The organism is Jiangella sp. DSM 45060, from assembly GCF_900105175.1.
In the GTDB taxonomy this organism is placed as follows: domain Bacteria; phylum Actinomycetota; class Actinomycetes; order Jiangellales; family Jiangellaceae; genus Jiangella.
Map to the genome: position 1 here is coordinate 129,877 of NZ_LT629771.1, position 24,012 is coordinate 153,888.

The following is a 24,012-nucleotide window of genomic DNA, read 5'->3' on the forward strand; positions in this document are numbered from 1 at the left end:
CGAAGTAACGAGCAATCCCGACCGAGAAACAACAGCCGAACACACCGCACCGGCGGGGGATCGGCAACGTACGAAGTCCACAGGAGGACCACACAGTGGCTAAGGCGAAGTTCGAGCGGAACAAGCCGCACGTCAACATCGGCACGATCGGTCACGTCGACCACGGCAAGACCACGCTCACGGCTGCCATCACCAAGGTGCTGCACGAGAAGTACCCGGAGCTGAACGAGGCCACTCCGTTCGACGACATCGACAAGGCGCCGGAGGAGAAGCAGCGCGGTATCACGATCAACATCGCGCACGTCGAGTACCAGACCGAGAAGCGTCACTACGCGCACGTCGACGCTCCGGGTCACGCCGACTACATCAAGAACATGATCACCGGCGCGGCGCAGATGGACGGCGCGATCCTCGTGGTCGCGGCCACCGACGGCCCGATGCCGCAGACCAAGGAGCACGTGCTGCTGGCCCGTCAGGTCGGCGTGCCGTACATCCTGGTCGCGCTGAACAAGGCCGACATGGTCGACGACGAGGAGATCCTGGAGCTCGTCGAGCTCGAGGTCCGCGAGCTGCTCTCCGAGTACGAGTTCCCCGGCGACGACGTCCCGGTCATCAAGGTCTCGGCGCTGAAGGCGCTCGAGGGCGACGCCGAGTGGGTCAAGTCGGTCGAGGACCTCATGGAGGCCGTCGACGAGAACGTGCCGGACCCGGTGCGCGACATCGAGAAGCCGTTCCTGATGCCGATCGAGGACGTCTTCACCATCACCGGTCGTGGCACGGTCGTCACCGGCCGCGTCGAGCGCGGTGTGCTGAAGGCCAACGAGGAGGTCGAGCTCGTCGGCATCCGTCCGGGCCCGGCCCAGAAGACCACGGTCACCGCCGTCGAGATGTTCCGCAAGACCCTCGACGAGGCGCGCGCCGGCGAGAACGTCGGCCTGCTCCTGCGCGGCACCAAGCGCGAGGACGTCGAGCGCGGCATGGTCGCCGTGAAGCCCGGCAGCAACACGCCGCACACCGACTTCGAGGCGCAGGTCTACATCCTGTCCAAGGACGAGGGTGGCCGGCACACGCCGTTCTTCAACAACTACCGTCCGCAGTTCTACTTCCGGACCACGGACGTCACCGGCGTCGTCACGCTGCCCGAGGGCACCGAGATGGTCATGCCGGGCGACAACACGAGCATGTCCGTCGTGCTGATCCAGCCGGTGGCCATGGAAGAGGGCCTGAAGTTCGCCATCCGCGAGGGTGGCCGGACCGTTGGTGCCGGCAACGTCACCAAGATCCTCAAGTAGTTCGACATTGCGAGGGGCGGCCGTCTCGGCCGCCCCTCGTACCGCGATTGGCCTCAGCCAATCTGATCTGGCATACTGTTCAGGTTGCTCGGCGGAGGGCGACGTCAGCGCTGTGCGCTTGTGACGAAGAACTCCGATGGGGCTGGAGCCGCGCCGTTCCGGTGTGGCTGTCCGGCCGTCAAACCCCCGATGACCAGCGTGTTCGTCGTGGCCGTTATGTGCCGCGGGGCGCGACACGCCCGACCGCGGGGGTCGGCGGAGCAGCAGCTCAGTGTTGGTTCAGATCGGGTCTTAGCAGTACGAAGAGTGAGGACGACAAGCAGCCATGGCGGGACAGAAGATCCGCATCCGGCTCAAGGCCTATGACCACGAGGTCATCGACACGTCGGCGCGGAAGATCGTCGACACGGTGACGCGCACGGGTGCGCAGGTCGCAGGCCCGGTGCCGCTGCCTACCGAGAAGAACGTGTACTGCGTCATCCGATCGCCGCACAAGTACAAGGACAGCCGCGAGCACTTCGAGATGCGTACGCACAAGCGGCTCATCGACATCATCGACCCGACGCCGAAGACCGTCGACTCGCTCATGCGTCTCGACCTGCCGGCCGGCGTCGACATCGAGATCAAGCTCTGAGGGACCGCCGACGATGAGTATTCAGTCTTCCGAGGCCGCCACCACGGTGCGCAAGGGCCTGCTGGGCGAGAAGCTCGGCATGACCCAGGTGTGGGACGAGAACAACCGCATCGTGCCGGTCACCGTGATCAAGGCCGGGCCGTGCGTCGTCACGCAGGTCCGCACGCCCGACAAGGACGGCTACGACGCGGTCCAGCTCGGCTTCGGTGCGCCGAACCCGCGCAAGGTCACGAAGCCGGCCCAGGGCCACTTCGACAAGGCCGGCGTCACGCCGCGCCGTCACGTCGCCGAGCTGCGCACCGCTGACGCCTCCGAGTACACGCTCGGTCAGGAGGTCACGGTCGAGGTGTTCGAGGCCGGCCAGGAGGTCGACGTCACGGGCACCACGAAGGGCAAGGGCTTCGCCGGCGTCATGAAGCGCCACGGCTTCCACGGTCTGCGCGCCTCGCACGGTGTGCAGCGCAAGCACCGCTCGCCGGGCTCCATCGGCGGCTGCGCCACGCCGGGTCGCGTCTTCAAGGGAATGAAGATGGCCGGCCGCATGGGCGCCGAGCGCATGACCACCCAGAACATCGCGGTCCAGGCCGTCGACGCCGAGCAGGGGCTGCTGCTCCTCAAGGGCGCCGTCCCGGGCCCCAACGGCGGTCTGGTCTTCGTCCGCACGGCCGCGAAGGGAGTGACCCAGTGAGCACCGTCACGGTTCTCGACGCCGCCGGCAAGAAGTCCGGCACGGTCGACCTCCCGGCCGAGGTCTTCGAGGTCCAGGTCAACGTTCCGCTGATCCACCAGGTCGTGGTGGCCCAGCTGGCCGCGGCCCGTCAGGGCACGCACGCCACCAAGACCCGCGCCGAGGTGTCCGGCGGCGGCGCCAAGCCGTACCGCCAGAAGGGCACCGGCCGCGCCCGTCAGGGCTCGATCCGCGCGCCGCAGTTCACCGGCGGTGGCATCGTCCACGGCCCGCAGCCGCGCGACTACTCGCAGCGGACGCCGAAGAAGATGAAGGCCGCGGCGCTGCGCGGCGCGCTGTCCGACCGGGCGAGCCACGGCCGTGTGCACGTGGTCACCGGCTTCGTCGACGGCGACGCCCCCAGCACGAAGGCCGCCCTGAAGGCTCTGCAGTCGCTCACCGAGCGGCGCAGCGTCCTGGTCGTGGTCGAGCGGGGCGACGAGCTGACGGTGAAGAGCCTGCGCAACGCGCCGCAGGTGCACCTGCTCGTGGCCGACCAGCTGAACACGTACGACGTGCTCTGCGCCGACGACATCGTCTTCACCAAGGGCGCGCTCGACGCGTTCCTGGGCGGCGGGGAGCAGGCCGCTGAGGAGGGCACCAAGTGACCGTCAACCGCAGGGACCCGCGCGACATCCTCATCGTGCCGGTCGTGTCCGAGAAGAGCTACAGCCTTCTCGACGAGAACAAGTACACCTTCGTGGTCGCGCCCGACGCGAACAAGACCGAGATCAAGATCGCGGTCGAGAAGGTGTTCAACGTCAAGGTCACCGGTGTCAACACCCAGAACCGCCAGGGCAAGCGCCGTCGCACCCGCTTCGGTGTGGGCAAGCGCCCCGACACCAAGCGCGCGATCGTGACGGTCGCCGAAGGCCAGCGCATCGACATCTTCTCCGGCCCGGTCGGCTGAGCCGGCCAGGACACGAGCTACTGAGGTAACGACGAATGGGAATCCGAAAGTACAAGCCGACGACGCCGGGCCGACGCGGCTCCAGCGTCGCCGACTTCGTCGAGGTCACCCGGTCCACGCCCGAGAAGTCGCTGGTGCGGCCGCTGCCCAAGAAGGGCGGCCGTAACAACTCCGGCAAGATCACGACGCGGCACCAGGGTGGCGGCCACAAGCGCCAGTACCGGGTCATCGACTTCCGCCGGGCCGACAAGGACGGCGTGCCGGCGAAGGTCGCGCACATCGAGTACGACCCCAACCGCACGTCGCGCATCGCGCTGCTGCACTACGCCGACGGCGAGAAGCGCTACATCCTGGCGCCGTACCGCCTGGCGCAGGGCGCCACCGTCGAGGCCGGCCCCGGCGCCGACATCAAGCCCGGCAACAACCTGCCGCTGCGCAACATCCCGGTCGGTACGGTCGTGCACGCCATCGAGCTGCGGCCCGGTGGCGGCGCGAAGATCGCCCGCTCCGCCGGTGTCGGTGTCCAGCTGGTCGCCAAGGAAGGCACCTGGGCGCAGCTGCGCATGCCGTCCGGCGAGATCCGCAACGTCGACGTGCGCTGCCGCGCCACCGTCGGCGAGGTCGGCAACGCCGAGCAGTCGAACATCAACTGGGGCAAGGCCGGCCGCATGCGCTGGAAGGGCAAGCGCCCGACGGTCCGTGGTGTCGCCATGAACCCGGTCGACCACCCGCACGGTGGTGGTGAGGGCAAGACGTCCGGTGGTCGTCACCCGGTCAACCCGAACGGTCGTCCCGAGGGGCGCACCCGCCGGAAGAACAAGCCCAGCGACCGTCAGATCGTCCGCCGTCGCAAGACCGGCAAGAAGCGCTGAGTCGGGAGTAGGAACAGATGCCGCGCAGCCTGAAGAAGGGCCCCTTCGTCGACGAGCACCTGGCCAAGAAGGTCGATGCTCAGAACGAGAAGGGCACGAAGAACGTCATCAAGACCTGGTCCCGTCGCTCGATGATCGTGCCGGACATGATCGGCCACACCATCGCGGTGCACGACGGCCGCAAGCACGTCCCGGTGTTCGTGACGGAGGCGATGGTCGGGCACAAGCTCGGCGAGTTCGCACCGACGCGCACGTTCAAGGGCCACGAGAAGGACGACCGCCGCGCCCGGCGCCGGTGACGTCCACCACGGAATGACTGAGGAGTAACGATGGAAGCCAGGGCTCAAGCGCGGTTCGTCCGCGTCACGCCCATGAAGGCGCGCCGTGTGGTGGACCTGATCCGTGGTATGGACGCGGACGAGGCCTCGGCGTTGCTGCGGTTCGCACCGCAGGCGGCCGCCGAGCCGGTGCGCAAGGTGCTCGAGAGCGCCATCGCGAACGCCGACGACCTCGCGGGCACGCCGCGCGAGACGCTGGTCATCGCGCAGGCGTACGTCGATGACGGCCCGACCATGAAGCGGTTCCGCCCGCGCGCCCATGGCCGCGCGAGCCGCATCAACAAGCGGACGTGCCACATCACGGTGATCGTCGATGACAAGGCGTCGATCGCTGCAGCGAAGGGAGGGGCCCGCTAGTGGGTCAGAAGATCAACCCGCACGGGTTCCGGCTGGGCGTTTCCACCGATCACAAGAGCCGGTGGTTCGCCGACAGCACGACCCAGGGTCAGCGCTACCGTGACTACATCGCCGAGGACGTCGCCATCCGCAAGCTGATGACCGACGGCATGGAGCGCGCCGGCATCTCGCACGTCGACATCGAGCGGACGCGTGACCGCGTGCGCGTCGACATCCACACCGCCCGGCCGGGCATCGTCATCGGCCGCCGCGGCGTGGGCGCGGACCGCCTGCGTTCGGAGCTCGAGAAGCTCACCGGCAAGCAGGTCCAGATGAACGTCCTCGAGGTCAAGCAGCCCGAGATCGACGCTCAGCTGGTCGCGCAGGGTGTGGCCGAGCAGCTGTCGGCTCGTGTGGCGTTCCGCCGCGCGATGCGCAAGGCGCTGCAGACCACCATGCGCGCCGGTGCCAAGGGCGTCCGCATCCAGTGCTCGGGTCGTCTCGGCGGCGCCGAGATGAGCCGCTCGGAGTTCTACCGCGAGGGTCGCGTCCCGCTGCACACGCTGCGCGCCGACGTCGACTACGGCTTCTACGAGGCCCGCACCACCTTCGGCCGCATCGGCGTGAAGGTGTGGATCTACAAGGGTGACGTCAGCGGCTCCCGCGCCGAGCGCGCCGCTGAGCAGGCCGCGCAGGCCCGTGCTCAGCAGTCGCGCGGCGGCGGTGGCGGCCGTGGCCGTCCGGAGCGTCGCCGGCCGGGTGGCCGTGGCGACCGCGGCGACAACGCTCCCGCCACGCAGGCCGCCGAGGCCCCCGCGACCGCGCCCGAGGCGCCGGCCGCCGACGCCGCGGCGACCACGACGGGCCAGGAGGGCTGACACCATGCTGATCCCTCGCAAGGTCAAGCACCGCAAGCAGCACCACCCGAAGCGCCGCGGCATGGCCAAGGGCGGCACGTCGCTGGCCTTCGGCGAGTACGGCATCCAGGCGGTCGAGGGCCACTACGTGACCAACCGCCAGATCGAGGCCGCTCGTATCGCCATCACGCGGCACATCCGCCGTGGCGGCAAGGTGTGGATCAACATCTACCCGGACCGCCCGCTGACGAAGAAGCCGGCCGAGACCCGCATGGGTTCCGGTAAGGGTTCGCCGGAGTGGTGGATCGCCAACGTGAAGCCGGGCCGGGTCATGTTCGAGCTCTCGTACCCGAACGAGACCGTGGCTCGCGAGGCGCTCACGCGCGCGATCCACAAGCTCCCGATGAAGGCGCGCATCGTGAAGCGCGAGGCAGGTGAGTTCTGATGGCGATCGGTTCGAAGGACCTCGACGCCGTGTCGCTGCGCGAGCGGTCTGACGACGAGCTGGTCGAGGAGCTGCAGAAGGCCAAGGAGTCGCTGTTCAACCTGCGCTTCCAGGGTGCCACCGGTCAGCTCGAGAGCCACGGCCGGCTGAAGGCCGTCCGTCGCGACATCGCGCGCATCTACACCATCATGCGCGAGCGCGAGCTCGGCATCGTCGCCGTCGTGTCGGCGCCGGTCGAGTCGAAGAAGGCCGAGAAGGCGGAGGCCAAGGCCGAGCCGAAGAAGGCGCCGGCCAAGAAGGCCGCCGCCAAGGCCGAAGTCGAGGCCGACGACGCCGCCGAGGCGCCGAAGAAGGCCGCGCCGCGCAAGCGGACGACCAAGAAGGCCGCTGCTGAGGACGGTGCCGAGTGAGCCCCGCGAACAAGGAAGAGAACGTGACCGAGAGCCCGAAGACCGCTGGGAACGCGCCGGGCGGCCGTGGCTACCGCAAGACCCGCCAGGGCGTGGTGGTCAGCGACAAGATGGACAAGACCGTCGTCGTCACCGTCGAGGACCGCTTCAAGCACCCGCTCTACGGCAAGGTCGTCCGTCGGTCGAGCAAGCTGAAGGCCCACGACGAGCAGAACACCGCCGGCATCGGCGACCGCGTCCTGCTCATGGAGACCCGTCCGCTGTCGGCCACGAAGCGCTGGCGCGTCGTGGAGATCCTCGAGAAGGCGAAGTAGGAGCGAGATGATTCAGCAGGAGTCGCGGCTGCGGGTCGCCGACAACACCGGTGCCAAGGAGCTCTTGTGCATCCGTGTGCTCGGTGGCTCCGGTCGGCGATACGCCGGCATCGGTGATGTCATCGTGGCCACCGTCAAGGACGCCATTCCCGGCGGCGCGGTCAAGAAGGGCGACGTCGTCAAGGCCGTGGTCGTGCGGACCGTGAAGGAGCGCCGCCGTCCGGACGGCTCCTACATCCGCTTCGACGAGAACGCGGCGGTCATCATCAGGGACGGCGGGGACCCGCGCGGCACGCGCATCTTCGGCCCCGTCGGTCGTGAGCTGCGGGACAAGCGTTTCATGCGCATCATCTCGCTCGCTCCGGAGGTGTTGTGAGCATGAAGATCAAGAAGGGTGACAAGGTCGTCGTCATCGCCGGCAAGGACAAGGGCCTGGTGGGCAAGGTCATCGCGGCCTACCCGCGCCAGGAGCGTGTCCTCGTCGAGGGCGTCAACCGCATCACCAAGCACCAGAAGCCGACTCAGACGGCGCGTGGTACGCAGCAGTCCGGTGGGATCATCCACCAGGAGGCGCCCATCCACATCTCGAACGTGCAGCTCGCGGTCGAGGCCGACGTCGACGGCAAGAAGAAGACGGTGGGCACCCGGGTCGGGTACCGCATCGACGACAACGGCAACAAGGTCCGGTTCGCCAAGCGCACCGGTGAGGACATCTGATGACCACCACCACTGAGACCCGCGCTCTGCCGCGGCTCAAGCAGCGCTACCGCGACGAGATCATCGCGGGGCTGCGCGAGCAGTTCCAGATCGCGAACGTCATGCAGGTGCCGACCGTGACCAAGGTCGTCGTCAACATGGGTGTCGGCGAGGCCGCTCGTGACGCGAAGCTGATCGAGGGCGCCATCGCCGACCTCGCGGCCATCACGGGCCAGCGTCCGCAGGTCACCAAGGCGCGCAAGTCCATCGCGCAGTTCAAGCTGCGCGAGGGCATGCCGATCGGTGCGCACGCGACGCTGCGCGGCGACCGCATGTGGGAGTTCCTGGACCGCCTGGTGACCATCGCGCTGCCCCGTATCCGGGACTTCCGCGGCCTGTCGGGCAAGCAGTTCGACGGCAACGGGAACTACACGTTCGGTCTCAACGAGCAGTCGATGTTCCACGAGATCGACCAGGACAAGATCGACCGGGTCCGCGGCATGGACATCACGGTCGTCACGACCGCGACCAACGACGACCAGGGTCGGGCGCTGCTCAAGCTGCTCGGTTTCCCGTTCAAGGAGAACTGACGTGGCAAAGAAGGCGCTTGTCATCAAGGCCGCGCGCAAGCAGAAGTTCGCCGTGCGCGCGTACACGCGGTGCCAGAAGTGCGGCCGTCCGCACTCGGTGTACCGCAAGTTCGGGCTGTGCCGGGTGTGCCTGCGCGAGATGGCGCACCGCGGCGAGCTGCCGGGCGTGACCAAATCCAGCTGGTAATTGGCCAAGCTGGTAGTAGCCCCGAACCCCAGACCCATTGTTCGTCGCAGGTCCGCACAGCGGAAACCACGACGGGAAAGCGGCAACCACACATGACCATGACCGACCCGATCGCAGACATGCTCACCCGTCTGCGCAACGCCAACACGGCGCACCACGACACCGTGGCGATGCCGCACAGCAAGATCAAGGTGAACATCGCCGAGATCCTCAAGCAGCAGGGCTACATCGCCGGGTTCTCCGTGCGCGAGCCGGCCGAGGACCAGGTCGGCAAGACGCTCGAGCTCACCCTGAAGTACGGCCCGTCCCGCGAGCGCTCGATCGCCGGCATCCGCCGCGTCAGCAAGCCGGGTCTGCGGGTCTACGCGAAGGCGACGAACATGCCGCGCGTGCTCGGTGGGCTGGGCGTCGCCATCATCTCCACGTCGCAGGGCCTGCTCACGGGTCAGGCGGCGGCCAAGCAGGGTGTGGGCGGGGAAGTCCTCGCCTACGTCTGGTAACGGGAAAGGAGCGCATACTCATGTCGCGCATCGGCAAGCTCCCGATCCCGGTACCGTCCGGCGTCCAGGTCGACATCGACGGCCGCGCGGTCAAGGTCACGGGCCCCAAGGGCACGCTGAACCACACGCTGCCCGAGGTCATCGGCGTCGAGAAGGGCGACGACGGCACGCTGCAGGTCGTCCGCCCCGACGACGAGCGTGAGAGCCGCGCCCTGCACGGGCTCACCCGCACGCTGGTCGCCAACATGGTCACCGGTGTCACGGACGGGTACGTCAAGAAGCTCGAGATCGTCGGCGTCGGCTACCGCGTCACGGCCAAGGGCCAGAACCTCGAGTTCGCACTCGGCTTCAGCCACCCGGTCGTCGTCGAGCCGCCCGAGGGCATCACGTTCGCCGTCGAGTCGCCCACCAAGTTCTCGGTGCAGGGCATCGACAAGCAGAAGGTCGGCGAGATCGCGGCGAACATCCGCAAGATCCGCAAGCCCGAGCCGTACAAGGGCAAGGGCGTGCGCTACGAGGGCGAGCACGTCCGGCGCAAGGTCGGAAAGGCTGGTAAGTAACACATGGGCATCGCGATCAATCGCCAGATCAGGAAGGGCGACAAGCGGGCTGCCCGGGACCGCCGGCACCTGCGGGTCCGGAAGAAGGTCACCGGCACGGCCGAGCGTCCGCGCCTGGTCGTCACCCGGTCGCTGCGGCACATGGTGGTCCAGGTCGTCGACGACGCCACCGGCCGCACCCTTGCCTCGGCCACCAGCATGGAAGCCGACCTGCGCTCGCTCGACGGCGACAAGACCGCCAAGGCACGTCGCGTCGGCGAGCTCGTCGCCGACCGCGCCAAGGCGGCCGGTGTCGAGGCCGTGGTCTTCGACCGTGGCGGCAACCAGTACCACGGCCGGGTGGCCGCGGTGGCGGAGGGCGCCCGCGAGGGCGGCCTGAAGCTCTGACAGCGATCGAAATCTCGAGAGGATAGAGGGACATCATGGCTGAACCCCAGCGCCGCGGTGGCGGTGCCGGTGGCGAGCGCCGCGATCGTCGTGACCGTCGCGATCGCGACAACCGTCGCGGCGACGGTGCGGACAAGACCAACTACATCGAGACCGTGGTCGCCATCAACCGCGTCGCCAAGGTCGTGCAGGGTGGGCGTCGCTTCAGCTTCACCGCTCTGGTCGTCGTCGGCGACGGCGACGGCACCGTGGGCGTCGGCTACGGCAAGGCCAAGGAGGTGCCCTCGGCGATCGCCAAGGGTGTCGAGGAGGCCAAGAAGCAGTTCTTCAAGGTGCCGCGGATCCAGGGCACCATCCCGCACCCCGTGCAGGGTGAGAAGGCTGCTGGCGTCGTGCTGCTCCGTCCGGCCTCGCCCGGTACCGGCGTCATCGCCGGTGGCCCGGTGCGCGCGGTCCTGGAGGCCGCGGGCGTCCACGACATCCTGAGCAAGTCGCTCGGGTCGTCCAACGCCATCAACATCGTGCACGCCACGGTGGAGGCGCTGCGTTCGCTGGAGCGTCCGGAGCAGGTGGCGGCCCGCCGCGGCCTGCCGCTCGAGGACGTCGCCCCGGCCGCGTTGCTGCGCGCTCAGGCCGCTGGAGCGTCGGCATGAGCGGCCAGCTGAAGGTCCGTCAGGTCAAGAGCCCGATCGGCGGGACGTCGTCCCAGCGCAACACGCTGCGCTCGCTCGGCCTGAAGCGGATCGGACACGAGGTCGTCAAGGAGGACCGCCCTGAGATCCGGGGCATGGTCAAGACGGTGTCGCACCTCGTCACCGTCGAGGAGGTCTGAGAGGCATGAGCAACTCGCCGCTGAAGCCGCATCACCTGCGGCCGGCCCCCGGCGCCAAGACCGCGAAGACCCGTGTGGGTCGCGGTGAGGCGTCGAAGGGCAAGACCGCGGGTCGCGGTACCAAGGGCACGAAGGCCCGTTACCAGGTGCCGGCCCGCTTCGAGGGCGGGCAGATGCCGCTGCACATGCGCCTGCCGAAGCTGAAGGGGTTCAAGAACCCGTTCCGCGTCGAGTTCCAGGTCGTGAACCTGGACAAGCTGGCGTCGCTCTTCCCGGAGGGCGGGGACGTCACCGTCGACGACCTCGTGGCCAAGGGCGCTGTGCGGGCCGGCAAGCCGGTCAAGGTTCTGGGCACCGGTGAGATCTCGGTTGCGCTGCGAGTGAACGCGAACGCGTTCTCCACCAGCGCGAAGGAGAAGATCACCGCTGCTGGGGGCACCGCCACCGAGGTGTAGGTGTTCCGCATCGTGAGTCCGGACGGTCCCGAGAGCGTCTAGTCGTCTTACCAGGCGGCAGGCGCTTTCGGTCGTTCGGACCCGGCGGTGTTACCGTCTTTTCCGTCCGTACCACCGCGCCGGTTTCGACCCAGCAGTCGTCTCCGCCGTCGGCCACGCAGGAGGCCCTGAAGTGCTCAGAGTGTTCGCGCAGGCGTTCCGTACACCTGACCTGCGCACGAAATTGCTGTTCACGCTGGGCATCATCGCGATCTTCCGGGTCGGTTCGGTCCTGCCCACGCCCGGCGTCGACGTCCCGGCGGTACGGACCTGTGTGGACCTCGCCGGCAACGAGGGCATCTACGGGATGCTCAACCTGTTCTCCGGCGGGGCGATGCTGCAGCTGGCCGTCTTCGCGCTCGGCATCATCCCGTACATCACCGCCAGCATCATCCTGCAGCTGCTGACGGTCGTGATCCCCCGCATCGAGGCGCTGCGCAAGGAAGGCGCGTCCGGGCAGGCTCAGATCACGCAGTACACCCGGTACCTCACCATCGGCCTGGCGCTGCTGCAGTCGACCACCATCGTCACGCTGGCCCGCCGCGGGCAGTTCTTCCCGAACTGCCCCGAAGAGGTCCTGCAGGACGACTCGCTGACCACCGCCGCCATCATGATCATCGTCATGACGGCCGGCACCGGCCTGGTCATGTGGCTGGGCGAGCTCATCACCGACCGCGGCGTCGGCAACGGCATGTCGCTGCTGATCTTCACCCAGATCGTCGCCAGCGTGCCGAGCATGTTCTGGAGCATCCAGACCAGCCGCGGCTGGGGCGTCTTCGGCCTGGTCGTCGTGGTCGCGCTGATCGTCGTCGCGCTCATCGTCTTCGTCGAGCAGGCACAACGGCGCATCCCGGTCCAGTACGCCAAGCGGATGGTCGGCAGGCGCATGTACGGCGGCTCGGCCACGTACATCCCGCTGAAGATCAACCAGGCCGGCGTCATCCCGGTCATCTTCGCGTCGTCGCTGCTCTACATCCCGCTGCTGGCCGCGCAGTTCAACCAGACGTCCGGCTGGGCGCTCTGGATCCAGGACAACTTCACCCGCGGCACCCACCCCGCGTACATCGCGGCGTACTTCCTGCTGATCGTCGGGTTCGCGTTCTTCTACGTGTCCATCACGTTCAACCCGAAGGACATCTCCGACAACATGAAGCGCTACGGCGGCTTCGTGCCGGGCATCCGCGCCGGCCGGGCCACCGAGGAGTACCTGGCCTACGTGCTCAACCGCATCACGTCGGCCGGCGCCATCTACCTGGCGCTCGTGGCCCTGTTGCCACTGCTGGCCTTCAACGTGCTGAACCCCGCCGACGGCGGCCAGTCGTTCAACAACATGTTCGGCGGCACCTCCATCCTGATCATGGTCGGTGTCGGCCTGCAGACCGTGCAGCAGATCGAGAGCCAGCTGCAGCAGCGCAACTACGAGGGGTTCTTGCGGTGACGCGACTGTTGATCATGGGCCCGCCGGGTGCGGGCAAGGGCACGCAGGCCGAACTGGTGGCGAAGCGGTTCGCCGTTCCGGCCATCTCCACCGGCGACATCTTCCGGTCCAACATCGCCGACGAGACCGACCTCGGCCGTCAGGTGAAGGGCTACCTCGACTCCGGCCGGTACGTGCCGGACGAGCTGACCAACGAGGTGGTCCGCGACCGCCTCACGCGGGCCGACGTCGCCGACGGCTTCCTGCTCGACGGCTATCCGCGCACGCTGGCCCAGGTCGACTTCCTCGACAAGGTGCTGGCCGAGCACGGCCACGAGATCGACCACGTCATCGTGCTCAACGTCGACGTCGACGAGGTCGTCAAACGGCTGCACGAGCGGGCGCTCAAGGAGGGTCGCGAGGACGACACCCCCGAGACCATCCGCAAGCGGCAGGAGCTCTACCTCGAGCAGACCGCCCCGCTGATCGCGGTGTACCGCGAGCGCGGCCTCGTCTTCGAGGTCGACGGCCTGGGCAGCGTCGACGACGTGCAGCAGCGGGTGGCCGACGCCATCGAGCAGCCGCCGCAGCCGCACTAGGGTCTTCCAGGAGCCACCATCGAGATCAAGTCGCCGGAGCAGCTGGCCGGCATGCGCGCGGCCGGGCTGGTCGTCGCCGAGATCCACGAGGTGATGCGCGCGGCCATCGTGCCGGGCGCCACCCCGCAGGACCTCGACGCGATCGCCCGGCGCGAGCTGGCCGCCCGCGGCGCCACGTCGAACTTCCTCGGCTACGGCGGCTTCCCAGCCACGGTGTGCGTCTCGGTCAACGACGTCGTCGTCCACGGCATCCCCGACGCCACGCCGTTCCGCGACGGCGACATCGTCTCGCTCGACTTCGGCGCGGTGCTCGACGGCTGGCACGGCGACGCCGCGGTGACGGTGCCCGTCGGCTCCGGCGACCTGCCCGACGACGTCGCGCGGCTGCTGACCGACTGCGAGGACGCGCTGTGGTCGGGCATCGCGGCGATGAAGGCCGGCCGGCGGTTGCGCGACATCGGCACCGCCATCGAGAAGACCATCGAGGCGCGGGGCGACTACGGCATCGTCGAGGAGTACGGCGGCCACGGCATCGGCACCGCGATGCACATGGACCCGCACGTCATGAACTACCGCACCCGCCAGCGCGGCCCGAAGCTGGTGCCCGGCCTGTGCCTCGCTGTCGAGCCGATGATCACCCTCGGCGGCCCCGAGACGCACGTCCTGCCCGACGAGTGGACCGTCAAGACCGACGACGGCTCCTGGGCCGCGCACTTCGAGCACAGCATCGCCGTCACGCCCGAGGGCCCGTGGGTCCTCACCGCCCTCGACGGCGGCGCCGAGCGGCTGGCGGCCCTCGGCGTGCCCGCCGCCGCTACCTCGCGCCACGCCTGACCCGTCCGCCACCGCTGCCCGTCATGGGCCTGCTCTCCGGGGTGGTCCGTCCGCTGCCCCTTGCAATGAGCGCCGATACGCATCATGGTCGGGCGCGGGGGCGGCGAGAGCTTCATGACGATGTGCGTCGATGGTCGCCGAGGCGCCCGCGAGGGGACGTGATCATGGCCGACGGCGCCGCACCCGGGGGTGTCCCCGGGGCGAACTGGGGGGTTACCCCGATAGGCGGACCCCGCCGGGCGGCGGATACTGGTGCGCATGGGAGCCGAGCGGTTCGAGATGCGCGCCAGCGACGCCGATCGCGATCGCGTGGCCGAGATCCTGCGCGACGCGCACGGTGAGGGCCGGCTGAGCCAGGACGAGCTGCTGCTGCGGGTCGAGACGACCTACGCGGCGAAGACGTACCAGGACCTCGACCGCGTCATCGCCGACCTCCCGGTGCGCCGTCAGCCGGCCGGCATCATGCCGCGTCCGCTGTCCGCGCCGCGCCCGGCGCCGCGCCGCACGGGCCGGCGCATCGCGCGCGGCCTGCTGACCGGCGCATGGTGGTTCTACGGCTTCGTCGTGGCCCTCAACCTCATGGTGTGGATGCTGGTCAGCATCGGTGGCGGCGGCCCCGAGTACTTCTGGCCCATGTGGGTGGCCGGGCCGTGGGGCCTGCTGCTCGGCGGCCTGGAGATGGCGTACCGTTCCCGGGAGACGCCCGCGCCACGGTGACCGCGGGTCGGCTTGCCTCACACGATTGGCCTCTGGTAGGCCCAGTACCGTACAATTTCTGGTCGGCCCACTGTGGTCTGTTTCGTTGCGCCCTGCGGCTGGTTCCGGTCGTGTCTTCGACCGGGACGGGGTGCACGCGACAGCTCGCCGCCCGTCCCTCCCAGGACTCCCGGTGGCGTGGTGTGCCGAGGCGGAAGACGACCGACAGAAGAAGTGCGGAGGACATGCCGAAGAAGGACGGGGTCATCGAGATCGAGGGCACCGTGACCGAGGCTCTCCCGAACGCCATGTTCCGGGTAGAGCTGTCCAACGGTCACAAGGTGCTCGCCCACATTTCCGGCAAGATGCGTCAGCACTACATCCGGATCCTTCCCGAGGACCGGGTGGTGGTGGAGCTCAGCCCGTACGACTTGACCCGCGGTCGCATCGTCTACCGCTACAAGTAACCACGACCTCTGCCGGCGGCTTCGGCCAACTCCGAACTCTCGGCACACGTCAAGAAAGAGTCCCCGATGAAGGTCAAGCCGAGCGTCAAGCCGATCTGCGACAAGTGCAAGGTGATCCGCCGTCACGGCCGGGTCATGGTGATCTGCGAGAACCTGCGTCACAAGCAGCGTCAGGGCTGATCACCGGGCACCGCTCGCCCGGACACAACTGAATACCCAGGACAACGCACCAGCACCCCTGCTCATCACGGCAGGGACCACCCCCGGGCGGAGGCCGGGGCTCGGCGGCACAGGATCGCCGAGACGCGGTGCGTCAGACACCTCCGCGAACGAAGTGAGGAACACCGCATGGCACGCCTCGTCGGCGTCGACCTCCCGCGCGACAAGCGCCTGGAGGTAGCACTCACCTACATCTTCGGCATCGGGCGTACCCGAGCGCTGGAGACGCTGAAGGAAACGGGCGTCAGCCCGGACATCCGCGTCAAGGACCTCGGTGACGAGGAGCTGGTCAAGCTCCGCGACTGGATCGAGGCCAACTACCAGATCGAGGGCGACCTCCGCCGCGAGGTGCAGAGCGACATCCGCCGCAAGATCGAGATCGGTAGCTATCAGGGCATCCGGCACCGCCGCGGGCTCCCCGTCCGTGGTCAGCGCACTCACACGAATGCCCGTACCCGCAAGGGTCGGAAGAAGACCGTCGCCGGCAAGAAGAAGGCCGGCAAGTGAGTGCCGCGACGGCGTCACGCACGCCGTCGCGCGCAGCGAACCGCTGACCTCAGAAGCTTTCGGACAGGAGTACCGCACACATGCCACCCGCCAAGGGCCGCCAGACCAAGGTGCGCCGCAAGGAGAAGAAGAACGTCGCTCATGGTGTCGCGCACATCAAGAGCACGTTCAACAACACGATCGTCTCGATCACCGACCCTCAGGGCAACGTGATCGCGTGGGCCAGCGCCGGCCAGGTCGGCTTCAAGGGCTCGCGTAAGTCGACGCCGTTCGCCGCGCAGATGGCCGCCGAGGCCGCCGCCCGCCGTGCCCAGGAGCACGGCATGCGCAAGGTCGACGTGTTCGTCAAGGGCCCGGGCTCGGGCCGGGAGACCGCGATTCGCTCGCTGCAGGCCGTCGGCCTCGAGGTTGGTTCGATTTCGGACGTGACCCCGCAGGCGCACAACGGCTGCCGTCCGCCGAAGCGCCGCCGCGTCTGACCCACCGAGACCTCGAGGAGACCTGAACCACCATGGCCCGTTACACCGGTCCACTCACGAAGAAGTCGCGCCGGCTCGGCGTCGACCTGATCGGCGAGGACAAGGCGTACGAACGCCGTCCTTACCCGCCCGGCCAGCACGGCCGCGGCCGGCAGAAGGAGAGCGAGTACCGCCTCCAGCTGCACGAGAAGCAGAAGGCGCGCTACACCTACGGCGTCCTGGAGAAGCAGTTCCGCCGCTACTACGAGGAGGCCAACCGTCGCCAGGGTCGCACCGGTGACGTCCTCCTCCAGCTGCTGGAGTCGCGTCTCGACAACGTCGTCTACCGTTCGGGCCTGGCCCGCACCCGCCGGCACGCCCGCCAGCTGGTCGTCCACGGCCACTTCACGGTCAACGGCCGCAAGGTGAACGTGCCGTCGTACCAGGTGGCGCTGCACGACGTCATCGACGTGCGGGAGAAGTCCCGCGAGACGACGCCGTTCATCATCGCCCGCGAGACCCACGGCGACCGCCCGGTCCCCGCGTGGCTCGAGGTCATCCCGAACCAGCTGCGCGTGCTGGTCCACCAGCTCCCGTCCCGGCAGCAGATCGACACGCCGGTGCAGGAGCAGCTCATCGTCGAGTTCTACTCGAAGTAGTAGTCCGCACCATCGCCGTGGCCGGCATCGGGCCGGCCACGGCGCCCTGATCGCGACAGTCATATAGCGGGCGTCGCGGAGAGGAAGTCAGAAGTGCTCATCACCCAGCGTCCCAGTCTCAGCGAAGAGTCGCTGAACGACTACCGCGCCCGGTTCACCATCGAGCCGCTCGAGCCGGGCTTCGGCTACACGCTCGGCAACTCGCTGCGCCGGACCCTGCTCTCGTCCATCCCCGGCGCGGCCATCACGTCGATCCGCATCGACGGTGTGCTGCACGAGTTCACCACCATCCCCGGGGTGAAGGAGGACGTCACCGACGTCATCCTGAACCTCAAGGGCCTCGTCGTCTCGTCCGAGCACGACGAGCCGGTCGTGATGTACCTGCGCAAGCAGGGCCCCGGCGCCGTCACCGCCGCCGACATCGCGCCGCCCGCCGGGGTCGAGGTGCACAACCCTGACCTGCACATCGCCACGCTGAACGGCAAGGGCAAGCTGGAGATGGAGCTGACGGTCGAGCGCGGCCGCGGCTACGTGTCGGCCGTGCAGAACAAGCGCGCCGACGCCGAGATCGGCCGCATCCCGGTCGACTCCATCTACTCGCCGGTGCTGAAGGTCACCTACAAGGTCGAGGCGACCCGCGTCGAGGGCCGCACCGACTTCGACCGTCTCATCGTCGACGTCGAGACCAAGCCGTCGATCCGGCCGCGGGACGCGCTCGCGTCGGCCGGCAGCACGCTGGTCGAGCTGTTCGGCCTGGCCCGCGAGCTGAACATCGAGGCCGAGGGCATCGAGATCGGCCCGTCGCCGGTCGACGCCCAGCTGGCCGCGGACCTCGCGCTGCCGATCGAGGACCTGCAGCTCACCGTCCGTTCGTACAACTGCCTCAAGCGTGAGGGCATCCACTCCGTGGGTGAGCTCGTCTCCCGCAGCGAGGCCGACCTCCTCGACATCCGCAACTTCGGCCAGAAGTCGATCGACGAGGTCAAGGCGAAGCTGGCCACCATGGGCCTCGGCCTGAAGGACAGCGCGCCGGGCTTCGACCCGGCCGCGGCCGTCGACAGCTACGGCGACGACGACCAGTCCTACGCCGAAGACGAGCAGTACTGACCGAGCGCGGCCGGTAGCGGCCGCCACCACACAGGAGTAGATCACCATGCCCACCCCAACCAAGGGTGCTCGCCTGGGAGGCTCGCCGGCTCACCAGCGCGCGATCCTCGCCAACCTGGCGACCGCGCTGTTCGAGCACGGCCGCATCACCACGACCGAGGCCAAGGCCCGCCGCCTGCGCCCGGTCGCCGAGCGGCTGATCAGCAAGGCCAAGCGCGGCGACCTGCACGCGCGGCGCCAGGTGCTCAGCACGATCCGCGACAAGGACGTCGTGCACGTGCTGTTCGCCGAGATCGGCCCGCGCTACGAGAACCGCAACGGCGGCTACACCCGGATCGTGAAGATCGGCCCGCGCAAGGGTGACAACGCTCCGATGGCGGTCATCGAGCTGGTCGAGCCGCTGGCCGAGCAGGTCGTGACCGAGGCGACGAGCGCGACCCGGCGTGCGGCGCAGACGGCGGCTCCGGCTGCCGCCGCGGCTTCCGCCGCCGAGGCGACCGAGGCTCCGGCCGACGAGACCAAGGTCGAGACGACCGAGGCCGAGGCCGCGGTCGACGAGGCTGCGGGCTCCGAGGAGGCCGCGTCCGACACCGCCGAAGCCTCGGACGAGGCCAAGGACGACGACGCCGAGGGCTCGGCCGAGAAGGCCTGACCCCCGCGGCACAGCACAGCACCGTCATGCAGCCCGCCGACCCCACCCCTGGGGACGGCGGGCTGCTGCGTGTGCGGCTCGACCTCGCCTACGACGGCACCGACTTCTCCGGCTGGGCCGCGCAGCCCGGCCGGCGCACCGTGCAGGGCGTGCTCGAGGAGGCGCTGGGCCGGGTGCTGCGTATCGACCCGCCGCGGCTCACCGTCGCCGGGCGGACCGACGCCGGGGTGCACGCCCGCGGCCAGGTCTGTCACGTCGACGTCCCGGTGACGGCGTGGGCGGCGGCGCCCGGGCGGTCGGACCGGCCGCCGGCGGTGGCGCTGACGCGGCGGCTGGCCGGGGTGCTGCCGGGCGACGTCCGGGTGCATGGCGTCGCCGTGGCGCCGTCCGGCTTCGACGCCCGCTTCTCCGCCGTCTGGCGCCGCTACCGCTACCGCGTCGCCGACACCGCGTACGGCGCCGACCCGCTGCTGCGCGGGTTCGTGCTGTGGCACGACCGCCCGCTCGACGTCGACGCGATGAACGCCGCGGCCGCCGGGCTGCTCGGCGAGCACGACTTCGCCGCCTACTGCCGGCCCCGCGAGGGCGCGACGACGATCCGCGAGCTGCGGGTGCTCTCCTGGGAGCGCTCGGACGACGGCCTGGCCGTCGCGACCGTCGAGGCCGACGCGTTCTGCCACAACCAGGTGCGCGCGATGATCGGCGCCCTGCTGCTCGTCGGCGACGGCCGCCGCCCGGCCGACTGGCCGGCGACGGTGCTCGCGGCCGGCGCGCGCGACCCGGGCGTCGTCGTCATCCCGCCGCACGGCCTGACGCTCGAGGCCGTCGGCTACCCGCCCGACGCCGAGCTGGCCGCCCGTGCGGCCACCGCCCGCAGCGTCCGCACCCTCCGTCCGGGGGAGGGGGAAGGTCGGGGAGATCCCTGAGGGCAAAATCGGCTCGGGCGCGTAGCCTGGTGGAGTGTTCACCGATGCGATCGAGATTGCCGTAGCCGCACTGGGGCTCGGGCTTGTCGTGCTGTCCGTGCGACAGGCACGGGCCAAGGGCTGGGCGGCCTCGCTGCAGATGGCGGCGGGCGGCTTCCTGCTCATGGGTGCCTCCGCCATCGGCATCGTCGGCTTCGTCGTCGGGCTGGTGCTCTCGCCGATGGCCTGGATCGGCGTCGGCATGCTCGCGGTGGCCGGCCTGCTGTTCGTGGCGGGCCAGAAGCTCGAGGTCCCGAAGAACTCCGCCAAGCCCGGCGCCGTCGGCGAGTCCGGACCGGCCCCGAAGGGCGCGGTCGACGCCGGCCCGAAGAAGGGCAAGAAGCAGGCCTCCGGCGATCCCGAGCTCGACGACATCGAGGCCATCCTGCGCCGCCACGGCATCCAGTAGGTTCTCGTCGCGAGGCGAAGAACGGCGGCGTTCGAGGCCGTGGTAGACCCCGCGCTCCGGCACCGGGCGGCCTCGCGGTCAGTGCGCGCGGCTCTGCCCGGTCCATGATCAGCGCGGGACGAGCTCGTCCAGACCGGTGGCCGCCAGCGCGTCGGCGACGCCCTGCATGACGGCGGGAGAGTTCTCGTTGCCCGGCTGGTCCAGACCCGGCCCGTTCACAATGGGCCGCACGTCCACGCAGGCGGCATCGTGGTCGGCGGCCGCGGCACACATCGCCGTGGTGAGCTCGGCGAAGAACGTCTCGGCCGCGGCCGGGCCGAAGCCGGCGTCGGTGGCGAACGGGCCGGGGCCCCCGATGAACGCGTTCCCGGCCGACACCAGCCGGACGACGGTCGGCTCGCCGCCTCGCAGCGAGTCGATCTCGACCAGCATGTCGTCGAACGCGGTCAGCCACCGGGCACCCTGCCGGCGGATGCATGCCAGGCCGTCCGGCCCGCCGCACGAGTCGCCCTCGAACAGCCCCGGCAGCTCGCTGAGCTCGTTCGGTCCGGTGGCGATGACGATCACGTCCGCCGCGGCGACGGCCTCGCGGAGCTCCTCGGACGTCTGCAGCTCGGCCAGCAACGAGGCCGATGTCTGTCCCAGCGACGGGTTGGACGGCTGGGCCTGTTGCGTGCGGTCCACGAACTCGACCGCCTGCCCGGTCTCGGCCTCGAGCGCGTCGGCGTAGCGGACCATGAACGTCTCGCAGCCGCCGCAGTGGGCGCCGTTCGGCCACGAGTCGCCGAGCCCGAGGTACGACAACCCCGCTGCCGTTGCCGTCGGCGACGGCGACGGTGCTGAGGTCGGTGTCGACGTTGACGCGGTGCTGGTCTCCGGGTCGTCGGAGGCACAGCCGCCGGCGAGCGCCGCGGTGATGAGCAGCAGGGCGAAGGAACGGTGTCGGCGCATTTCGGTACTCCTCTGGTCGGATCGTGCGGTTCACAGCTCCAGCACGTCGCCCTCGCGGCCGACGCTGACGGGAAGGGGCGCGGCCGCGGCGTACTTGGCGGCCAGTTCGTCCACCTCGTCGTCGGTGCGGGCGGGCGCGTGGTGGATCAGCACCAGCTGCCCGACCCGGGCGCGGGCGGCCAGCGCGATCGCGTCGCCGATGGTCGAGTGACCGTACGCCTCGGCCCAGTACCGTTCCGCGTCGGAGAACTGCGCGTCGTGCAGCAGTAGGTCGACGCCGCGGACGAGGGCGACGGCGGGCCCGTCGCCGGCGCCGGCGGCGTGGTCGGGCAGGTAGGCGAACGAGGCGCCGTCCGCCTCGACCCGCATCCCGAACGTCCGCCCGCCCTTGTGCGGCAGGTCCGCCAGCCGCACCCGCGCACCGCCGGCCGCGAACCAGCCGGCGTCGCACGCGTCGAACTGCCACCGCCCGGCCAGCCCGTCCGGCCCGATCGGGAAGTGCGGCGGCGACATCGCCCGTGCCAGCAGCGCCGCCGCCGACCCCGGCGCCGACGGCGACGCGCCGGCCTGCGCGGGCAGCCGCAGCCGCACGTCGGCGCCGTCGACGTCGCCGGAGCGGAAGAACGGCAGCCCCTGCACGTGGTCCCAGTGCAGGTGGCTGAGCACCAGGTCGCCGCGGTACGGCGCGCCCCCCAGCAGCGCCGTCAGGTGGGCGAGCCCGGTGCCGGCGTCGAGCACCAGCCGCGGCGCCGGCTCGTCCCGCACGGTCACCGAGACGCACGACGTGTGGCCGCCGGTCCGCACGAACGCCGCGCCCGGCGCGGGAGTGGAGCCGCGGACGCCGTGCAGGACGATCCTCACGCCGGCACGTCCTCCCGGCGGTGCGACCCGGCCAGCTCGGCCAGCCGCTCGCGGTCGATCGCCGCCGACGGCGCCACGGCCACGCGCACGGGGGTGACGGCGGCCAGCGTCGACGTGCGCCGCCCGCCCTCCAGGACGGCCCGCTCGCCGAGCACCGCGCCCGGCCCGACCTCGGCCAGCCGCCGCCCGTCGACCTCGACCCGCAGCACGCCGTCGAGCAGCAGGTACAGCTCGTCGCCCGGCTCGCCCTGCAGCGTCAGCAGGTCGCCGTCGGCGAGCGTGCGGATGCGCGGCTTGTCCGCGCCGGTCATCAGCAGCCGCGACAGCACCCGCTCGGCGGCGCTCTCGACCTCGACGCTCAGCGCCGGCGAGTCCTCGTCGCCCCACGGCGTCCGCGCGCCGAACGAGTGCGCGGCCCACGCCGAGTAGTCGGTGAGGCCGGACTTGCGCACCAGCGCGCCGGCGTCGTCGTAGACCCAGTGCCGCGGGAACGCGCTGGCGCCGGGCAGGCCCGGCTCGGACCGGCCGTCCGGGTGGATGGTCAGCGTCAGCGTCGTCCACACCAGCGGCGAACGCAGCTGGACGAACGGCGGGTGCGGGACGGCGCGCGGCGCGGGCAGCGCGGTCCGGCCGCCGCAGGTCTGCGTCAGCCGCACGCTGCCGTCGGGCAGGTACTCCGGGTCGCGGCGCAGGACCGGCAGCGCGACCGCGGCGAACGTCGCGCCGAGCCGCCCGATCCGTACCGTCGTCGACCCCATCCGCACCCCGGCGGAGGCGCCGTAGCCGGCCCGGACGATCCGCCCGTCCGCGACGTCGGCCCAGCCGGCCAGCACGTTCGCGTACCGGAACCGGTCCGCGGCGTGCAGCCCGTCCAGGTCCTCGACGACGTCGGGCGGCGGCGGGTCGTAGTGGGTGAACCCGGTCTCGAAGGCGGCCTTGGTGAGTCCGGTGACCGCCTCGGACGGAATCCAGGAGAGTATGGTGGCCGTGGCCTCGATACGTGTGTCCATGTGTTCACGCTAGGGAGCGGCGACGCCGGCGGGCAGGGTGCAGACAGGCCGGTCGGCGGGGGTGCTGGCACGCCTCCGCATGAGCGCGATCATCGTGGGGTATTTCTTGACGTATGGGAGTCTCGACGCGGTTTCGGTCGACGACCGCCGCCGGCGTGATCGCGGTGCTCGTCCTGGTGTTCGTGTTCGGCAGCCCGCCGTTCGGCAGCTGGGCCGCTGACAACGCGAACGGCACCGGCGCGCTCGATCTGTTCCTCAGCGTCCTCGCCTGGCCGTCCTGGGACTTCACCCTCGACGCGCCGGCCCGCGACGTGCTCGCGATGGTGCTGCGCGCCGTGCTGGTCGTCATCCTCACGGCGGCGTTCCTCACCGCGCTGGCCTGGCCGCGCACCGGCAACGCGGGCGCCCAGCTGCTCACCGGCTGGGCCAGCGTCGTCTTCGCCGGGGCCGCCGCCGGGCTGGTCATGGGGCTGATCCAGAGCGACGCCTCCGCGCCGGCGGTGTTCGCGCTGATCTCGTCCGGCGCCACCTACGGCATCTTCGCCGGCTGGATCGTCGGCCTGGCCACCCTGCGGGCGCCCAGCCGGTAACGACTCGGGTCCGGGTCGAGGTTCGTCCGTCGGCAGACTTCACCGACCCGACCTGGGGCCACGTCCGGGTCGGGGGCGCGGACATCGAGGTCGATGTTTCCGACCGCCCACAGCTGGACTCCTTCGCACTTCACATCCGTGGTGCGGACGACGACGCCAACCGGTTCGTCGCCCAGCTGCTGCAGAGGCTCGGTGCCCGCGCCTTCGACGTCGCGTCCGAGACCGGCATC

39 protein-coding genes are annotated in these 24,012 nt (G+C 70.0%); 36 read left to right on the forward strand and 3 right to left on the reverse strand.

Features of this window, described 5'->3' with window-relative positions; translation table 11 throughout:
* Window positions 1–95 precede the first annotated feature (95 nt).
* From tuf to BLU82_RS00825, 35 genes are all read left to right on the forward strand, one after another.
* On the forward strand, window positions 96–1,292 hold the full coding sequence (gene tuf, locus BLU82_RS00655) for an elongation factor Tu (protein WP_092614275.1): 1,197 nt from the start codon (window positions 96–98) through the stop codon (window positions 1,290–1,292).
* Between the two features lie 325 nt (window positions 1,293–1,617).
* Complete coding sequence (gene rpsJ / locus BLU82_RS00660; protein WP_026877498.1) at window positions 1,618–1,926, forward strand: 30S ribosomal protein S10; 309 nt, start codon at window positions 1,618–1,620, stop codon at window positions 1,924–1,926.
* Between the two features lie 13 nt (window positions 1,927–1,939).
* Window positions 1,940–2,614 carry a 50S ribosomal protein L3 gene (gene rplC, locus BLU82_RS00665; protein ID WP_092614278.1) on the forward strand — a complete coding sequence of 225 codons (675 nt, stop codon included), beginning with the start codon at window positions 1,940–1,942 and terminating at the stop codon, window positions 2,612–2,614.
* Window positions 2,611–3,261: a 50S ribosomal protein L4 gene (gene rplD, locus BLU82_RS00670; protein WP_092614282.1), complete on the forward strand. Its 651-nt coding sequence runs from the start codon at window positions 2,611–2,613 to the stop codon at window positions 3,259–3,261. The genes rplC and rplD overlap by 4 nt, the downstream gene beginning before the upstream one ends.
* Window positions 3,258–3,563: a 50S ribosomal protein L23 gene (gene rplW / locus BLU82_RS00675; protein ID WP_069110679.1), complete on the forward strand. Its 306-nt coding sequence runs from the start codon at window positions 3,258–3,260 to the stop codon at window positions 3,561–3,563. The genes rplD and rplW overlap by 4 nt, the downstream gene beginning before the upstream one ends.
* Before the next feature lie 35 nt (window positions 3,564–3,598).
* Window positions 3,599–4,435 (forward strand): 50S ribosomal protein L2, encoded by an 837-nt coding sequence (gene rplB, locus BLU82_RS00680; protein ID WP_069110678.1) that lies wholly within the window; start codon window positions 3,599–3,601, stop codon window positions 4,433–4,435.
* Between the two features lie 17 nt (window positions 4,436–4,452).
* Window positions 4,453–4,734 carry a 30S ribosomal protein S19 gene (gene rpsS / locus BLU82_RS00685; protein ID WP_046772620.1) on the forward strand — a complete coding sequence of 94 codons (282 nt, stop codon included), beginning with the start codon at window positions 4,453–4,455 and terminating at the stop codon, window positions 4,732–4,734.
* Between the two features lie 30 nt (window positions 4,735–4,764).
* Window positions 4,765–5,130, forward strand: coding sequence for a 50S ribosomal protein L22 (gene rplV, locus BLU82_RS00690; protein WP_069110677.1), 366 nt, complete (start codon window positions 4,765–4,767; stop codon window positions 5,128–5,130).
* On the forward strand, window positions 5,130–5,987 hold the full coding sequence (gene rpsC / locus BLU82_RS00695; RefSeq protein ID WP_092614285.1) for a 30S ribosomal protein S3: 858 nt from the start codon (window positions 5,130–5,132) through the stop codon (window positions 5,985–5,987). Before rplV ends, rpsC begins: the two co-directional genes overlap by 1 nt.
* A 4-nt stretch (window positions 5,988–5,991) precedes the next feature.
* Entirely contained in the window at window positions 5,992–6,411 is a 420-nt protein-coding gene (rplP, locus tag BLU82_RS00700) for a 50S ribosomal protein L16 (RefSeq protein ID WP_092614288.1), read from the forward strand.
* A complete protein-coding gene (gene rpmC / locus BLU82_RS36210) occupies window positions 6,411–6,821 on the forward strand; it encodes a 50S ribosomal protein L29 (protein WP_092614291.1) in 411 nt (136 codons plus the stop codon). The genes rplP and rpmC overlap by 1 nt, the downstream gene beginning before the upstream one ends.
* The gene (rpsQ, locus tag BLU82_RS35420) at window positions 6,818–7,135 is read left to right on the forward strand and encodes a 30S ribosomal protein S17 (protein WP_074946514.1); all 318 of its coding nucleotides are present in this window, start codon (window positions 6,818–6,820) and stop codon (window positions 7,133–7,135) included. The genes rpmC and rpsQ overlap by 4 nt, the downstream gene beginning before the upstream one ends.
* A gap of 7 nt (window positions 7,136–7,142) precedes the next feature.
* On the forward strand, window positions 7,143–7,511 hold the full coding sequence (gene rplN / locus BLU82_RS00715) for a 50S ribosomal protein L14 (RefSeq protein ID WP_046772624.1): 369 nt from the start codon (window positions 7,143–7,145) through the stop codon (window positions 7,509–7,511).
* On the forward strand, window positions 7,508–7,852 hold the full coding sequence (gene rplX, locus BLU82_RS00720; RefSeq protein ID WP_092614294.1) for a 50S ribosomal protein L24: 345 nt from the start codon (window positions 7,508–7,510) through the stop codon (window positions 7,850–7,852). Before rplN ends, rplX begins: the two co-directional genes overlap by 4 nt.
* A complete protein-coding gene (gene rplE, locus BLU82_RS00725; protein ID WP_092614297.1) occupies window positions 7,852–8,421 on the forward strand; it encodes a 50S ribosomal protein L5 in 570 nt (189 codons plus the stop codon). The genes rplX and rplE overlap by 1 nt, the downstream gene beginning before the upstream one ends.
* 1 nt (window position 8,422) lies before the next feature.
* The gene (locus BLU82_RS00730; RefSeq protein ID WP_092614302.1) at window positions 8,423–8,608 is read left to right on the forward strand and encodes a type Z 30S ribosomal protein S14; all 186 of its coding nucleotides are present in this window, start codon (window positions 8,423–8,425) and stop codon (window positions 8,606–8,608) included.
* A 92-nt stretch (window positions 8,609–8,700) separates the two neighbouring features.
* Window positions 8,701–9,108: a 30S ribosomal protein S8 gene (gene rpsH / locus BLU82_RS00735; RefSeq protein WP_069110670.1), complete on the forward strand. Its 408-nt coding sequence runs from the start codon at window positions 8,701–8,703 to the stop codon at window positions 9,106–9,108.
* A 20-nt stretch (window positions 9,109–9,128) separates the two neighbouring features.
* Window positions 9,129–9,668, forward strand: coding sequence for a 50S ribosomal protein L6 (rplF, locus tag BLU82_RS00740; protein WP_069110669.1), 540 nt, complete (start codon window positions 9,129–9,131; stop codon window positions 9,666–9,668).
* A gap of 3 nt (window positions 9,669–9,671) precedes the next feature.
* Window positions 9,672–10,055, forward strand: coding sequence for a 50S ribosomal protein L18 (rplR, locus tag BLU82_RS00745; RefSeq protein WP_069110668.1), 384 nt, complete (start codon window positions 9,672–9,674; stop codon window positions 10,053–10,055).
* Window positions 10,056–10,090: 35 nt separating this feature from the next.
* Window positions 10,091–10,708, forward strand: a complete 618-nt coding sequence (gene rpsE / locus BLU82_RS00750; RefSeq protein WP_069110667.1) for a 30S ribosomal protein S5 — start codon at window positions 10,091–10,093, stop codon at window positions 10,706–10,708.
* Window positions 10,705–10,887, forward strand: a complete 183-nt coding sequence (gene rpmD / locus BLU82_RS00755; RefSeq protein WP_092614305.1) for a 50S ribosomal protein L30 — start codon at window positions 10,705–10,707, stop codon at window positions 10,885–10,887. Before rpsE ends, rpmD begins: the two co-directional genes overlap by 4 nt.
* Before the next feature lie 5 nt (window positions 10,888–10,892).
* Entirely contained in the window at window positions 10,893–11,342 is a 450-nt protein-coding gene (rplO, locus tag BLU82_RS00760) for a 50S ribosomal protein L15 (RefSeq protein WP_069110666.1), read from the forward strand.
* Between the two features lie 172 nt (window positions 11,343–11,514).
* Window positions 11,515–12,819 carry a preprotein translocase subunit SecY gene (gene secY, locus BLU82_RS00765; RefSeq protein ID WP_092614309.1) on the forward strand — a complete coding sequence of 435 codons (1,305 nt, stop codon included), beginning with the start codon at window positions 11,515–11,517 and terminating at the stop codon, window positions 12,817–12,819.
* Window positions 12,816–13,397: an adenylate kinase gene (locus BLU82_RS00770; RefSeq protein WP_092614312.1), complete on the forward strand. Its 582-nt coding sequence runs from the start codon at window positions 12,816–12,818 to the stop codon at window positions 13,395–13,397. The genes secY and BLU82_RS00770 overlap by 4 nt, the downstream gene beginning before the upstream one ends.
* A gap of 18 nt (window positions 13,398–13,415) precedes the next feature.
* Window positions 13,416–14,231 carry a type I methionyl aminopeptidase gene (gene map / locus BLU82_RS00775; RefSeq protein WP_370246352.1) on the forward strand — a complete coding sequence of 272 codons (816 nt, stop codon included), beginning with the start codon at window positions 13,416–13,418 and terminating at the stop codon, window positions 14,229–14,231.
* Between the two features lie 258 nt (window positions 14,232–14,489).
* Window positions 14,490–14,948: a DUF1707 domain-containing protein gene (locus BLU82_RS00780; RefSeq protein WP_092614318.1), complete on the forward strand. Its 459-nt coding sequence runs from the start codon at window positions 14,490–14,492 to the stop codon at window positions 14,946–14,948.
* A 224-nt stretch (window positions 14,949–15,172) separates the two neighbouring features.
* On the forward strand, window positions 15,173–15,394 hold the full coding sequence (gene infA / locus BLU82_RS00785) for a translation initiation factor IF-1 (protein ID WP_026877474.1): 222 nt from the start codon (window positions 15,173–15,175) through the stop codon (window positions 15,392–15,394).
* A 66-nt stretch (window positions 15,395–15,460) separates the two neighbouring features.
* Complete coding sequence (rpmJ, locus tag BLU82_RS00790; protein ID WP_015883600.1) at window positions 15,461–15,574, forward strand: 50S ribosomal protein L36; 114 nt, start codon at window positions 15,461–15,463, stop codon at window positions 15,572–15,574.
* A 168-nt stretch (window positions 15,575–15,742) separates the two neighbouring features.
* On the forward strand, window positions 15,743–16,120 hold the full coding sequence (rpsM, locus tag BLU82_RS00795) for a 30S ribosomal protein S13 (RefSeq protein WP_069110663.1): 378 nt from the start codon (window positions 15,743–15,745) through the stop codon (window positions 16,118–16,120).
* A gap of 80 nt (window positions 16,121–16,200) precedes the next feature.
* Window positions 16,201–16,599, forward strand: coding sequence for a 30S ribosomal protein S11 (gene rpsK / locus BLU82_RS00800; protein WP_026877472.1), 399 nt, complete (start codon window positions 16,201–16,203; stop codon window positions 16,597–16,599).
* Window positions 16,600–16,631: 32 nt separating this feature from the next.
* The gene (gene rpsD, locus BLU82_RS00805) at window positions 16,632–17,237 is read left to right on the forward strand and encodes a 30S ribosomal protein S4 (protein ID WP_069110662.1); all 606 of its coding nucleotides are present in this window, start codon (window positions 16,632–16,634) and stop codon (window positions 17,235–17,237) included.
* Between the two features lie 93 nt (window positions 17,238–17,330).
* Window positions 17,331–18,344: a DNA-directed RNA polymerase subunit alpha gene (locus tag BLU82_RS00810; RefSeq protein ID WP_069110661.1), complete on the forward strand. Its 1,014-nt coding sequence runs from the start codon at window positions 17,331–17,333 to the stop codon at window positions 18,342–18,344.
* 46 nt (window positions 18,345–18,390) lie between these two features.
* Window positions 18,391–18,996, forward strand: a complete 606-nt coding sequence (gene rplQ, locus BLU82_RS36085) for a 50S ribosomal protein L17 (protein WP_092614321.1) — start codon at window positions 18,391–18,393, stop codon at window positions 18,994–18,996.
* Between the two features lie 26 nt (window positions 18,997–19,022).
* Window positions 19,023–19,922 (forward strand): tRNA pseudouridine(38-40) synthase TruA, encoded by a 900-nt coding sequence (truA, locus tag BLU82_RS00820; RefSeq protein ID WP_092614324.1) that lies wholly within the window; start codon window positions 19,023–19,025, stop codon window positions 19,920–19,922.
* A 97-nt stretch (window positions 19,923–20,019) separates the two neighbouring features.
* Window positions 20,020–20,370, forward strand: coding sequence for a hypothetical protein (locus tag BLU82_RS00825; protein ID WP_157740447.1), 351 nt, complete (start codon window positions 20,020–20,022; stop codon window positions 20,368–20,370).
* 108 nt (window positions 20,371–20,478) lie between these two features.
* Here the strand turns inward: BLU82_RS00825 and BLU82_RS00830 are convergent, their stop codons facing one another.
* The 3 genes from BLU82_RS00830 to BLU82_RS00840 are packed head-to-tail and all read right to left on the reverse strand — an operon-like array spanning window position 20,479 to window position 23,192.
* A complete protein-coding gene (locus tag BLU82_RS00830; RefSeq protein WP_092614330.1) occupies window positions 20,479–21,321 on the reverse strand; it encodes a hypothetical protein in 843 nt (280 codons plus the stop codon).
* A 30-nt stretch (window positions 21,322–21,351) separates the two neighbouring features.
* Window positions 21,352–22,182 carry an MBL fold metallo-hydrolase gene (locus BLU82_RS00835; protein WP_092614333.1) on the reverse strand — a complete coding sequence of 277 codons (831 nt, stop codon included), beginning with the start codon at window positions 22,180–22,182 and terminating at the stop codon, window positions 21,352–21,354.
* A complete protein-coding gene (locus BLU82_RS00840) occupies window positions 22,179–23,192 on the reverse strand; it encodes a cyclic nucleotide-binding domain-containing protein (protein WP_092614336.1) in 1,014 nt (337 codons plus the stop codon). The genes BLU82_RS00835 and BLU82_RS00840 overlap by 4 nt, the downstream gene beginning before the upstream one ends.
* A gap of 155 nt (window positions 23,193–23,347) precedes the next feature.
* Between BLU82_RS00840 and BLU82_RS00845 the strand changes: the two genes are divergently transcribed.
* A complete protein-coding gene (locus BLU82_RS00845; protein ID WP_157740448.1) occupies window positions 23,348–23,782 on the forward strand; it encodes a hypothetical protein in 435 nt (144 codons plus the stop codon).
* Window positions 23,783–24,012 lie beyond the last annotated feature (230 nt).